Here is a 12,100-nt window from a genome sequence, read left to right as displayed (position 1 = left end):
AGTCGCTTTGACGGGGCATGTTGGTTAATCCTTACTCTCACCGATAACGGTTGCCACTTTTCGGTACAGCTCCGGCTCCCAGCCCTGCGCCGTGGTGTCGCGCATCAACCGCGCCACACCGGCGTACAGATCGTCCGCCAGCCAAGACAAGCCCCGCGACGCCAAAAGATCGGCGGCGATCACCGTGGCGTAGCTGCGCTGGCGCGGGGCGTCATGGGTGGCGTGAAGGTCCTGCAGGCGCAGCAGCACCACTTCGACGCCCTCGGTATTGAGTTGGGTGGTCAGCTCATCGCGCAGGGCTGCGTATTCCTGCACTGGGCTGCCTGTCGCTTGCGCCTGATCGGCGCCGGTGATCCAGGCCTGGGTTTGTACGTCCACGAACGGCGTGCCATCGCTGAAACACAACTCCAGCAGGGCCGGCAGGCGGCAGACGAAACGCTCACAGGTCTGGCGGATGGCGGCGGCCACTTCCTCCATGGCCAACCGCGAGGCGACGTGGGCGGCCAGGTAGCTGCCGCGTAACCAGTACGGGGAGGCACAGACGCTTTTTTCGAGACGTGCCAGCAGGTTCGGGTCCAGGGCATTGTGGTTCAGCGCGTCCTGGTAGCCGACGACGATATCCTTGGGCACGGCGGTCAGTTCGGTGCGGCGGTCGCGGGTGATTGAGGGTGCGGTGCGCAGATGCGACCACAGCCCGAAGCGGCGCAATTGGTAGCCGGTAGGGTCGTAGGGATCCAGCTGGTTAATCTGCTCTGCCATGTTCAACACAGCGCGGCGTTGTTCGCGCTCGTTGCCCGGTGCCTGCGGCTTGGGGCTGGTGAAAAACGCAGAATCCAGAACGCCGTTGGAGGTCGGTGCACGCGAGGGTTCAGTGGCTACAACCGGCTCGCTGTATTTGCCCAACTGCCGCTGCAACGCCTCCAATGGAGCGGGGTCGAGCCTGGCGCTTTCGACGCAGCGTTGCAGACTGGCCAGGGCCAATTCCGCCGCGGCTTGATAGGCCGGTTCAAAACTGCTGCGCTCCAACGTCGGCAATACCTGCCCTAGGTCGCCCAATAGACGCTGCACCTGTTTGCGCTTATTCAGATAGCCGGTCGGGCCGGGCTTGGGGTATGCACTGTCCCAATACAGTTCAACCATACCGGCCAACAAGCCCAGGGCATCAGCCCAGCGCGCCCATTGCCGGGTACGCAGCCACACCACGTGCAGATGACCGAGGATGCGCCAGTGCTTGCACTGAATCGCCAGGTACTGGCGGGAGGCTTCGTCGATATACGGCCAGTCGATGTCGCCTTCGCGCAGGCCACCGAGCTTGACCATTTCCTGGTCGATGGCTTGATAGGTTTCGTCCTCCACATCGAAATGCCCGGCGGGCTGCTCAGGATCGATGGGGGTCAGCAGCAGCTTGACGATATCCGCCGGCACGTCGATCACCAGCGACATACTTGGCGCTCCTGCTCGATCAAGTCACCGAGCCCTTCAGCGTCGAACACCAGCCCGTGCAACCGAGGGTAGTCACTTTCCAGGCGCAGGCGCTGGCCGCCGCCCATGTTGCGCAATAAGGCAATGGCCTGCAGCCCTCGCCCGGCATCGACCACCAGGCCGGCGTCATCCAGCACCTGCCACTGGTAGGCCGCGGAGACTGGGCGCTCATCCTTGAACAACTGGATGCGGATTTTGTTGGGTTTGGCGGGTTCGTCCAGCACCAGTTGCAGGCGGGTGATTTTCGATTCGCAGCTGATAGCCAGATAAGGCCGAGGCGGCAACGCACCCAAGGCTGGGGCAGAGATCACCAGCCGATGTTGCTGATCGTTGTCCGGCTCTGGAAACGACGACAACAGAAAACGCTGATCCTCGGGTGGACGCTTGGCTTCGGTGCGTTGCACCAGATCGACAATCGGTAATACCTGGCCTAGGGCGCGTGTCGGCGCAGGTGCCTGATGAATGGGTGTGCCGGCGGCCAAATCAAAACACTCCAGGCGCTTCAAGGGCGACACGATGGAAGGACAATCTTGCGTTGCCGCCTGCACGTCCATCTGGGCTAAAACCGCTAGACAAAGCCCCCATCGCCATTCCCGCCATCCGTCGCGCATCCACGCCTCCTGAATATGCCTCGTCGAAATCCAAACCGGATTTTTCTCAACTTTCCAATTAACGCCAAGCAGACCGAAAGTTAAATTGATTAACTTGCGAAGCGTCACCTGCGCTCAATGGATAGTGCAAGTGAAAGACGGGACACGCACTACTAAAAGCCGAATAAAAAGAGGCATCTTTCAGATGCATCTGCTGCAGTTGTAGGAAAAATAGAAACACTTTAAGCAACGCAACTTCCTACATCCGAAACCCACAAATCGCATCCATTTTGTCCTACATGACAAAACTTGAAATAGCTGGTTCTAATACGCCGACCTTACGAAAAGGATTCTTCTCATGTCGAAAACTCAGGGTTCTGTCGCGCCCAAAGAACGCGTCAACATCAAGTACGTCCCGGCCACGGGCGATCAACAGGCTGAAGTTGAGTTGCCTCTGAAGTTATTGATCACCGGAGACTTCAAAGGACATGGTGAGTTAAATGCGCTGGAGGATCGACAAGCCACGCGAATCGACAAAGACACGTTTAATGAAGTATTGGCCAAAGCCGAAGTAGTTCTAGACATGGCTGTTCCGTCCGTCCTTGACAACGACCACGACACTGACCTGAACGTGCAACTTCAATTCAAAAACATCAACGACTTCGGCCCCGACGCCGTCGCCCGCCAAGTTCCCGAATTAAACAAGTTGCTGGAACTGCGCGAGGCCTTGGTTGCGCTCAAAGGTCCGATGGGCAACGTCCCGGCCTTTCGTAAACACCTACAGAACCTGCTGACCGATGACACCGCCCGCCAACGCTTGGCCAACGAGCTGAACCTGGTGCTCGACGCGCCAAACAGCTGACTTGAACGCCCTTCTCAACGGAGTACTCACCATGTCTATGGAAAGCGCCGTCGCCCAAGTATTGGTGGCTGACGAACCAACATCGTTGCTCGACCAACTGCTCGCCAACACCACCCTTCGCCCCTCCCAGGAAGGCTACGCAGTCGCCCGCCAAGGTGTGGCTGCGTTTATCAGCGAAATCCTGCAAAGCGGCGATCACCAGCAGTCGGTCAACAAACACCGGGTCGACCAGATGATTGTCGAAATCGATCACGCCTTGAGCAAGCAGATGGATGTGATCCTGCATCAGCCCCAGTTCCAGCAATTGGAGTCGGCCTGGCGTGGCCTCAAGCTGCTGGTGGATCGCACGGACTTTCGCGAGAACATCAAGCTGGAAATGCTGCACGTCACCAAGGAAGAGTTGCTGGACGATTTCGATAACGCCGGCGATATCACCCGCAGTGGCCTGTACAAGCACGCCTACACCGCCGGCTACGGCCAGTTCGGTGGCGAGCCCATCGCAGCGATGATTGGCAATTACACCTTCGGCCCTTCGTCCCCGGATATGAAGCTGCTGAGCTACGTCGCCTCCGTGGGCGCCATGGCTCACGCCCCTTTCGTGATGGCCGCCGGTCCTGAATTCTTCAACCTCAAGAGCTATCAGGATCTGCCCTCGCTGAAGGAAGTCAGCGATATCTTTGAAGGCCCCGGCCACACCAAATGGCGCAGCCTGCGTGAGATGGAAGACTCCAAGTACATCGCCGCGACGCTGCCGCGCTTTTTACTGCGCTCGCCTTACGACGGGCTGGAAAACCCGATCCGCAGCTTCTGCTACAACGAAGCCGTCGACGGCGATCACGACAATTACCTGTGGGGCAACACCGCGTTCCTGATGGCTTCGCGCATCACCGACAGTTTTGCACGCTACCGCTGGTGCCCGAATATTATCGGCCCGCAATCCGGCGGCGCTGTCGACGATCTGCCGGTGCATCTGTACGAATCCCTCGGCCAGTTGCAGGCCAAGATCCCCACCGAAGTGCTGATCTCCGATCGTAAGGAATTCGAATTGGCTGAAGCCGGTTTCATTCCACTGACCATGCGCAAGGACAGCGACAACGCGGCGTTCTTCTCCGCCAATTCGGTACAAAAACCCAAGAATTTCCCCAAGACCCGCGAGGGCCAGGAAGCCCAGACCAATTACAAGCTCGGCACGCAGTTGCCGTACCTGTTTATCGTCAATCGCCTGGCTCACTACATCAAGGTGCTGCAACGCGAACAGATCGGCAGCTGGAAGGAGCGCCAGGACCTGGAACGCGAGCTGAACACCTGGCTCAAGCAGTACATCGCCGACCAGGAAAATCCGTCCTCCGATGTGCGCAGCCGTCGCCCTTTGCGCGCCGCGCAGATCGTTGTACAGGACGTCGCGGGCGACCCGGGCTGGTACCAGGTCTCGTTGGCAGTACGCCCGCACTTCAAATACATGGGCGCCAACTTTGAGATCTCCCTGGTCGGACGGCTGGACACCCAGTAATTGGGCCGCACCAGCCTGTTCGAACGCCTGGAGGCTGACGCTCCGCGCTACCACCCAGGTAGCGCAGACACGCAGGCGCGCCAGCGTATCGAGGCGATCAAGCGCCATCTGGAACAGGTCCTCAACTCACGCCAGGGCTGTTCGCAAAGCAGTCCTGAACTGGGCCTGCGTGACTTCAATGGCGTTACCCAGGCCAGCAGTGATTTGGTGGTCGCCATCAGCGCCGATATCCGGCGCTCGGTGGAAGCGTTTGAACCGCGCATCAAGGTGACCGGCGTGCGCTATCAGCCCGACCCGGACCTGCCGCTGGAGCTGAACTTTCACCTGGACTGCCAGGTACGGGTCAACCACAAGGAAGAACAGGTGCAGATCGAGGTGGCCATGCGTGGCCGCGACGGCTACACCCGCGTGAAATGAGGATGCCATGGGCTTGAAACAACGCTTTGCCGAGGAGTTGCGCTACCTGCGCGAACTCGGTCGCGAGTTTGCCGAGGACAACCCGCAGCTGGCGCATTTTCTCGGCGATCAGGCCGGCGATCCGGATGTGGAGCGCCTGCTGGAGGGCTTTGCCTTCCTCACCGCCAAGTTGGGGATGAAGATCGACGACGACTTGCCGGAGCTGACGCACCCGCTGCTGCAGATGCTCTGGCCCAATTACCTGCGCCCCCTGCCCAGCGCGACCATCATCCGCTTTGCACCGCTGCCCGATGCAATCAGCCAGTGCCAGGTGATTCCCAAGGGCACGCCGCTGTTTGCCAAGCCGGTGAATGGCGTGTCCTGCCAGTTTCGCACCTGCACTGACGTCAACCTGTACCCGCTCGCCCTGCAGGAAGTCAGCGACGCCCACAGCCGTGAAGCGTCGGTGATGCGTATCGACCTCAAGGTGTTGACCGAACAACCCCTCACCAGCATGGCCTGCGACCAACTGGACTTTCACCTGGGCGGCGACAACGGCACCGCACTGACTCTGTACCTGTGGCTCGCCCATTACCTGGACCATGTCTCCCTGCAGGTCAATGGTCAAAGCTATCGCCTGTCCGCCAAGGATATTGGCTTTCCTGGTTTCACCGCCGAAGAAGCATTGCTGCCCTACCCGCGCAATGTGTTCGATGGCTACCGGATTCTGCAGGAGTACTTTGTATTCCCGCAGCGTTTTCACTTTTTCAGCCTGACCCGCCTGGCCCACCTGTGGCCGGATATCAGCGCCACCACCCTGCGTTTCGAGTTTCAGTTCAGCCGGCCGATGCCACCCGATATCCGCCTGCGCACCAGCGATCTGCACTTGTATTGTGCGCCGGCAGTCAACCTGTTCAGACACGACGCCAACCCTATCGCACTGGACGGGCGCAGCCTGGAGCGGCGTATCAGCCCCATCGGCACCCGCCCCGACGCTTACGAGATTTTCAGTGTCGACCACGTGGCCGGTTGGGACGCTGCCGACAAGGAGCGCAAAGGTGATCCGCTAAGACGCTTCACCCCGTTCGAATCATTCCAGCATGAGATCGAACATGCGCGAGGTCGCACGGCGCTGTATTTCCGCACGCATATCGAAGAATCACACGGGCGCGAGGGTTTGCGTCATCGCATCGCCTTCGTGCGCGGTGATGAAAGCCTGTACATCGGTGAACGAGAAGCTGCGTCGATCGAGTTGACCTGCAGCAATCGCGACCTGCCGCAGTTGCTGGGGGTGGGTGATGTGTCGCTGTCCACCGAAGTCACGCCTTCGTTTGCCACCTACACCAACCTGACTGCACCGACTCGAAGCTACCGGCCGGTGCTGGACAGCAGCCTGCACTGGACGCTGATTTCCAATCTGTCGTTGAACTACCTGTCGCTGCTGTCGGCCGAGCCGCTCAAAGCGGTGATACGTGCCTATGACTTCGCCGCCCTGCACGACCTGCAACAGGCGCGTGCCACCCGCAAGCGCCTGAATGGCATTCACGCGGCCGTGACCACCCCCATCGACTGGCTGATGAAGGGCCAGCCGGTGCGCGGCTTGCAGACCCGCTTGCAACTGGATCAGAACGCCTTCCTCTGCGAGGGCGAGCTCTACCTGTTCGGTAGCGTGCTTTCGCACTTCTTCGCCCTGTACGCGAGCATCAATTCCTTCCATCGCCTGGAAGTGATCAATACCACTAACAACGAGAGCTACGAATGGCCACTGTTGACCGGCAGACAACCCGTGATCTAGCCGACCTGCTGCTGGCCGACGCGCGAAACTATCCGTTTCACCGTCTGCTGGAGCATCTGCACACCTTGCATGGCGATGATCTGGAAGCGCTGCCCTTGAGCGCGGCGGCGCGCCGTCGAGTACGCCTGCAAAGCCATGCGGGGCTGGGTTTTCCGGCCTCCGATGTGGTCGTGGCCGCACGTGTGGACGACGGCCGTGAAGAAGTGCGCTATCGCTTGCAGACCAGCTTCTTTGGCCTGCACGGTAGCGACTCGCCGCTGCCCGGTTACTACCTGGATCGGCTGGCCTACGAGCAGGCCCAGGAGCGTGGGATTCGCCCCGCATTCATGGACTTTTTCAATCACCGCTTGCTGACCCTGCTGCACCATAGCTGGCGTAAATACCGCTACTACATCCGCTTTCAGGCCGAGGCCAGCGACCGTTTCTCACGCTATGTGTTTTCCCTGATCGGCCTGAACGATATCGACCTTCGCGGCGCTACCCCGTTGCCGTGGGGACGGTTGTTGAGCTTTGCCGGGTTGATCGCCAGCCGCAGCCGCTCGCCATCGGTAGTGTCCGGCATCGTCGAACATTGCTTCGACCTGCACGGCGTGTACATCCGTGAATTCGAGGCGCGTTCGGTGAGTTTGCCGCAGCGTCAGCGCATGGCGTTGGGCAAGGCCAACGGCACCCTGGGCAGCGACTTTGTGATGGGTGACCGCAGCAAGACCCGCGCCAGCAAGTTCACACTGGTGATTCCCAATCTGACACAGGCGCGCTTTCGGCATTTCCTGCCCAGTGGCGAGCAGTTCGGGCGGCTGCGTCAATTGATGGATTTCCTGCTGCGCGACGTCACCGCCTACGACTTGGAGTTGGGGCTGCGCGAAGAAGATGTCCCGCCGTTCAACCTGCAACGCGACAGAGGCACCCATCTGGGTTGGACCAGCTTCATCGAACACCAGGAACAACGTCACCCCGCCGTAGTGCGGATTCGGGGGCGTGCATGAAGTTGACATTGGTTATCAACAATCCTGCGCAGTTGCTGCACGGGTATCTGCCCAGTCATCGCTTCGGGCCCCAGGGCGGCAGCATCGGTAGCGCTGCGGCGGACTGGCGCCTGGAAGATCGCCACAACAGCGTGCAGCCCAATCACTGCGAAATCCGGATTATTGAAGGACGTTTCTGCGTGATCGACCGCAGTGACAGGACCTACGTTAATGGCCATGACTTACCACTGGGTCGCGACCTTGCTGTAAGCCTCAACGATGGCGATTGTTTGCAGATTGGCGCTTATCACGTGGCGGTGCAATTGGGTGAGCATGCCCCTGGCCAGCGTTCGCTCGACGAACTGTTCACCAGTGGCCCCCAAGGTATGCAGGCTTGGCACCTTGAGGAGTTTGCGGGCCCTCCCCGACTCGATCCGCGACCTGCTACTTGCCCTGAGTTCGAGCGCCTTTGCCAACTCGTGGATTTTGCGGAGCAAGGCGACCCGCTGCGGGCCATGACTGAAGCGCCACCCGCAAAACCGCTGGCTGACATCGGCGCGACTGCACCCAAGCACACCGTCAGCCGGTTCAGCAATGTCCGTCTGGGTACCTTATTGCTGGCCTGCCTCACCCTTGCCGGCTGCACCCTGCTCAGCAAGGTCGGCCAGGTTATCTGGGATCCATCGATCCCGGTCGGCGGCCCTGACGAGCAGCCCAGCCGCTACTCGCTGAGCCTGCACGCCAGCGACCAGGTCAACCCGCGCCTGATCAGCACCGGCACCGCACCAGAGGGAGACACAAGCCACTCGCCCTACAACCTCAACGTTCAGGCGGACAGCCCACAAGCACTGACGGACAAAGTGCGAACCCTGCTCAACCACCTCTACGAAGCCGTACCGGCCCAATCGTTGCTGACCGTGGAGCCCGATCCCGTGGTGCCGATGTCTCCAATTGAGGACACGTTACTGGGCCACTACGACGCCCAGGGCGTCAGCCTGACGACGCCCTGGGGTAACCCGGCGATGCAGCACGTCGCCACGCCGATCGCCTTCAAGGTTTTGCAACTGACCGACGACTCGCTGCTGGTCAACGCCAGCCCCCAGGCTATGGCCGAGGACTTGGAAAAAACCTTGGGCAGCACCTACATCCGCGCCGACGACTACCTGCTCCTGCCAGGCCAATTCAAGTTCGTCGACCTGCGTGCCCTGGATGAAGACACGCGCTTTATCGCGGTGATCGCCAACTACCACAGCGCCGAAGTCGGCCAATGGAAACAGCGCCTGCGCGTCGAGCCCAAGGGCCGCCAATACGCTGTGCTCGTGCAGTTGGACGCCGCCCAGGTCAGCCTCAAAGGGGAAATCCGATGACGTCATTTTCAGCCGCTTTTGCGCAGAGTAATTACCGATGAGTTCACGCAACCCCGTCATCTGGCATGAAGGTTTGTTCGTCAAACCCCAGCATTTCCAGCAACAGGCCCGCGCGGTCGAAGCTGCCGTGCATCAGCGCGTGCACAGCCTGAACGATGCCCTCTACGGCTTCAGCGAACTGGTGTTGAACAGCGAATACCTGAGCTTCGGCAAGGTCGCCATCACCCAGGCGCGCGGGATCATGCCCGATGGCAGTGTCTTCGATATCCCGCACGACCTGGCGCCACCGGCACCACTGGAGATCGCCGATAGCAGCGCGGTCAACCAGATTGTCTACCTGACCCTGCCATTGCGGTCCAACGGCGCCCTAGAAGTGCGCTGGCCCGACCAATACGGCAACAGCCGCTATATTGCGCGGCGCGAAGAAATTCGCGATACCCACAGCGATGACGGCGATCAGGTGGGCATGGACCTGGCCGTGCCCAACCTGCAACTGATGCTCGAACGCAGCGACCGCAGTGCCTTCACGGGCATCGCCATCGGCAGAATCAAAGACAAACGCCCGGACGGCAGTCTGGTCATGGACGAGCATTTCTACCCCACCAGCCTGTCCTTGCAGGCCGTACCGGCATTGCACCGCTACCTGGGTGAAGTAGCCGGCTTGATGCGCGAACGGGCGAAGAACCTGGCTCAACGCATCGGCTCGCCGGGGCAATCAGGGGTGGCCGATGTCACTGACTTCAACCTGTTGCAAGCCCTCAATCGCTTGTTCCCGCTGTTCCAGCACCTGGCCCGTCAACGCCAGGTCCACCCGGAGCGACTGTATATCGCGTTGGCCCAGGCCTGCGGCGAATTGGTGACCTTTACCGATGAAGGTCACTTGCCACAGGAATATCCGGCCTACCAGCACGACAACCTGCGCGAGTCCTTCCAGCTTCTGGAGCACACCCTGCGCCGCGCCCTGGGTACCGTGCTGCAACCGCGTGCGGTGTCGCTCCCGATCATTGAGCAGCAGTACGGCGTACGCACTGCTGCGTTGAACGACAAACGCCTGCTGGACAACGCCGAGTTCATCCTCGCGGTGCGTGCCGAACTGCCAGCGCAGACCCTGCGCCAGCAACTACCCAAGCAAATCAAGATCAGTTCCACCGAAGGCCTGGAACAACTGGTCAGCCTGCAACTCCCAGGCATCCCGCTGCTGCCGCTGCCGGTGGCGCCGCGGCACCTGCCGTTCCATGCCGGCTTCAGCTACTTCGAACTCGACCGTCACCATCCCACCTGGCAAAGCCTGAGCAGCGGCAGCGGGTTCGGTTTCCACATCTCCGGTAAATTCCCGGAGCTGGAATTGCAGTTCTGGGCAATCAGGAGTGAGAAAAATGACTGAGTCCATACCCACCGAAACCATACCGCCAGCAGGCGCCAGCAAGCGGACGTTCAGCCACGTGCAACAGGCTACCAGCAGCAAAGAATCTGACCTCGGAGAGCAACAGGCCGAGCCAAAACCCCCGGTATTGCTCGCAGACCCCGAATTCGACATGCGTGGCCTGGCCTGGAACCCACTGTGCGACGCCGCCACGCCCTTGATCGGCCTGGTGATCCGCCTGCGCCGATTGGACCAGCACGACGATGTGACAGCGCTGTACCGAAGCGTCAGCAACCAGATCACCACGATCATGGAAGAAGTCAGCCAACTCGACTACGACGCCGGCGTCGTCAAGGCTTATTCCTACAGCCTGTGCCTGCTGGGACGAAGTGGTCATGGCTACCACCTGGGGCAGGCTCTCCAGTTGGAGTGAACGCTCATTGCTCAGCCAGTTTCATGGGGAAACCCGAGGCGGTGAGAGGTTCTTCACCATCATGAACAACATGATTCCCGAAGCGGCCCGGTACCAGCATGTGCTGGAGTTCATGTACCAGTGCCTGGTCTGCGGCCTCAAAGGCAAATACGGCGCCCATGCCAAGGGCGATGACGAAATACAGAAAATCATCAAGCAACTGCATGGCATGCTGCGCCCGCTGCGGGGTGAAACACCCAAGCGCTTGACCAACCCGTTGGCCAACGTCGCCCCGCGCAATTATCGGATCAAGCGCGCCTTGCCATTGTGGACACCGTGGGCTCTGGCGGCGGTCGTGTTGTTCACGGCTTACACGATCTACTCGATGCGCCTGAACAGCATTACCCAGGAAGTGCTCGCCTCCCTGGAGCGAGTTCTCAATCTGTAACCGATTTTCAGTGCACTCATTCCGAGCGCCTGCAAAGCCATGGCCCTATCGGCCATAACCCACGACCTCATGGGGTCGTTCATCTAATCGCGACAAGGAGCTTGTCATGCCAACACCTGCGTACATCAGTATCCACGGCAAAAACCAGGGACATATCACCAAAGGCGCATTCACCGCTGATTCGGTGGGCAATGTCTATGTGGAAGGCCACGAAGACGAAATCCTGGCTCAGGAAATCGACCACCAGATCGCCGCGCCTACTGACCCGCAAAGCGGCCAGCCTGCCGGCCAGCGCGTGCATAAACCGTTGGTATTCACCAGCGCCCTGAGCAAAGCCTCGCCCATGCTCTACCAGGCCCTGGCCACCGGCGAAATGCTGCCCACTGTCGAGGTCAAGTGGTTCCGTACCTCGGGGGACGGCAAGCAGGAGCACTTCTTCACCACCAAGCTCGAAGACGCCACCGTCGTCGAAATCCACACCGTGCTGCCCCACGCCCAGGACAGCGACAACGCCAACTACACCCAGTTGATCAAGACCAGCCTGGCCTATCGCAAGGTCAGCTGGAGCCATGTGGTAGCGGGTACCGAAGCTTCGGATGACTGGCGTAAACCGGCTTAATCGCCCACCGGCACGTTCCGCCGCACAGGCGGCGGAATGTTCACTGACTCGATACCTACCAGAAGGCTCTATGCCTGCCGTCGTTCTGGTCGGACATGACCATGATTGCCCTTTGTGCGGCCCCGCCACCGTCAAAAGCGGCTTGCACAACGTCACCGTCAACGGCCGGGCCGTCGCGCGCGTCGGCGACAGCACCGACCCCAAAGGCATCCTGAAAAACATCGATGCCAGCTGGTTGATCAACTAACCGGGATTCACAACAAGGAGGTTTCATGCCCCGCCAAAGCGACC

11 protein-coding genes and 1 pseudogene are annotated in these 12,100 nt (G+C 60.2%); 10 read left to right on the top strand and 2 right to left on the bottom strand.

The genetic code is table 11. From position 1 onward, the window contains the following. Nucleotides 1–24: 24 nt before the first annotated feature. Both tssA and vasI read right to left on the bottom strand, forming a co-directional pair. A complete protein-coding gene (gene tssA / locus NTD80_RS04820; RefSeq protein ID WP_262132389.1) occupies nucleotides 25–1,443 on the bottom strand; it encodes a type VI secretion system protein TssA in 1,419 nt (472 codons plus the stop codon). After that, a complete protein-coding gene (vasI, locus tag NTD80_RS04815) occupies nucleotides 1,431–1,997 on the bottom strand; it encodes a type VI secretion system-associated protein VasI (RefSeq protein WP_262132388.1) in 567 nt (188 codons plus the stop codon). Before vasI ends, tssA begins: the two co-directional genes overlap by 13 nt. A 433-nt stretch (nucleotides 1,998–2,430) precedes the next feature. Between vasI and tssB the strand changes: the two genes are divergently transcribed. The 10 genes and pseudogenes from tssB (at nucleotide 2,431) to NTD80_RS04760 (ending at nucleotide 12,056) form a co-directional block, all read left to right on the top strand. Then, the gene (gene tssB, locus NTD80_RS04810; protein WP_262132387.1) at nucleotides 2,431–2,934 is read left to right on the top strand and encodes a type VI secretion system contractile sheath small subunit; all 504 of its coding nucleotides are present in this window, start codon (nucleotides 2,431–2,433) and stop codon (nucleotides 2,932–2,934) included. A 37-nt stretch (nucleotides 2,935–2,971) separates the two neighbouring features. After that, a complete protein-coding gene (gene tssC / locus NTD80_RS04805; protein WP_262132390.1) occupies nucleotides 2,972–4,444 on the top strand; it encodes a type VI secretion system contractile sheath large subunit in 1,473 nt (490 codons plus the stop codon). After that, nucleotides 4,445–4,861: a type VI secretion system baseplate subunit TssE gene (gene tssE / locus NTD80_RS04800; protein ID WP_262132386.1), complete on the top strand. Its 417-nt coding sequence runs from the start codon at nucleotides 4,445–4,447 to the stop codon at nucleotides 4,859–4,861. It begins immediately after the preceding gene. Nucleotides 4,862–4,868: 7 nt separating this feature from the next. Further along, nucleotides 4,869–6,635, top strand: coding sequence for a type VI secretion system baseplate subunit TssF (gene tssF / locus NTD80_RS04795; RefSeq protein ID WP_262132385.1), 1,767 nt, complete (start codon nucleotides 4,869–4,871; stop codon nucleotides 6,633–6,635). Beyond that, nucleotides 6,599–7,621 (top strand): type VI secretion system baseplate subunit TssG, encoded by a 1,023-nt coding sequence (tssG, locus tag NTD80_RS04790; RefSeq protein WP_262132384.1) that lies wholly within the window; start codon nucleotides 6,599–6,601, stop codon nucleotides 7,619–7,621. The genes tssF and tssG overlap by 37 nt, the downstream gene beginning before the upstream one ends. Continuing rightward, on the top strand, nucleotides 7,618–8,967 hold the full coding sequence (tssJ, locus tag NTD80_RS04785; RefSeq protein WP_262132383.1) for a type VI secretion system lipoprotein TssJ: 1,350 nt from the start codon (nucleotides 7,618–7,620) through the stop codon (nucleotides 8,965–8,967). The genes tssG and tssJ overlap by 4 nt, the downstream gene beginning before the upstream one ends. Before the next feature lie 37 nt (nucleotides 8,968–9,004). Further along, on the top strand, nucleotides 9,005–10,351 hold the full coding sequence (gene tssK / locus NTD80_RS04780) for a type VI secretion system baseplate subunit TssK (RefSeq protein ID WP_262132382.1): 1,347 nt from the start codon (nucleotides 9,005–9,007) through the stop codon (nucleotides 10,349–10,351). Beyond that, nucleotides 10,344–11,190, top strand: a pseudogene (gene icmH / locus NTD80_RS31290) (type IVB secretion system protein IcmH/DotU). The gene tssK and the pseudogene icmH overlap by 8 nt, the downstream one beginning before the upstream one ends. 106 nt (nucleotides 11,191–11,296) lie before the next feature. Then, complete coding sequence (locus tag NTD80_RS04765; RefSeq protein WP_262132379.1) at nucleotides 11,297–11,809, top strand: Hcp family type VI secretion system effector; 513 nt, start codon at nucleotides 11,297–11,299, stop codon at nucleotides 11,807–11,809. 70 nt (nucleotides 11,810–11,879) lie between these two features. Beyond that, nucleotides 11,880–12,056: a PAAR domain-containing protein gene (locus NTD80_RS04760; protein WP_262132378.1), complete on the top strand. Its 177-nt coding sequence runs from the start codon at nucleotides 11,880–11,882 to the stop codon at nucleotides 12,054–12,056. The last annotated feature ends 44 nt before the right edge of the window (nucleotides 12,057–12,100 follow it).

Origin of the sequence: Pseudomonas sp. 13B_2.1_Bac1 (assembly GCF_025466155.1) — a bacterium.
Taxonomy (GTDB): Bacteria; Pseudomonadota; Gammaproteobacteria; order Pseudomonadales; family Pseudomonadaceae; genus Aquipseudomonas; species Aquipseudomonas aylmerensis.
This window is presented reverse-complemented; position numbering and strand designations above follow the sequence as displayed.

Coding starts and splice junctions, on each gene's coding strand:
- tssA (WP_262132389.1), bottom strand. CDS start 1,443: ATGTCGCTGGTGATCGACGTGCCGGCGGATATCGTCAAGCTGCTGCTG.
- tssB (WP_262132387.1), top strand. CDS start 2,431: ATGTCGAAAACTCAGGGTTCTGTCGCGCCCAAAGAACGCGTCAACATC.
- tssC (WP_262132390.1), top strand. CDS start 2,972: ATGGAAAGCGCCGTCGCCCAAGTATTGGTGGCTGACGAACCAACATCG.
- tssF (WP_262132385.1), top strand. CDS start 4,869: ATGGGCTTGAAACAACGCTTTGCCGAGGAGTTGCGCTACCTGCGCGAA.
- tssG (WP_262132384.1), top strand. CDS start 6,599: ATGGCCACTGTTGACCGGCAGACAACCCGTGATCTAGCCGACCTGCTG.
- tssJ (WP_262132383.1), top strand. CDS start 7,618: ATGAAGTTGACATTGGTTATCAACAATCCTGCGCAGTTGCTGCACGGG.
- tssK (WP_262132382.1), top strand. CDS start 9,005: ATGAGTTCACGCAACCCCGTCATCTGGCATGAAGGTTTGTTCGTCAAA.
- NTD80_RS04765 (WP_262132379.1), top strand. CDS start 11,297: ATGCCAACACCTGCGTACATCAGTATCCACGGCAAAAACCAGGGACAT.
- NTD80_RS04760 (WP_262132378.1), top strand. CDS start 11,880: ATGCCTGCCGTCGTTCTGGTCGGACATGACCATGATTGCCCTTTGTGC.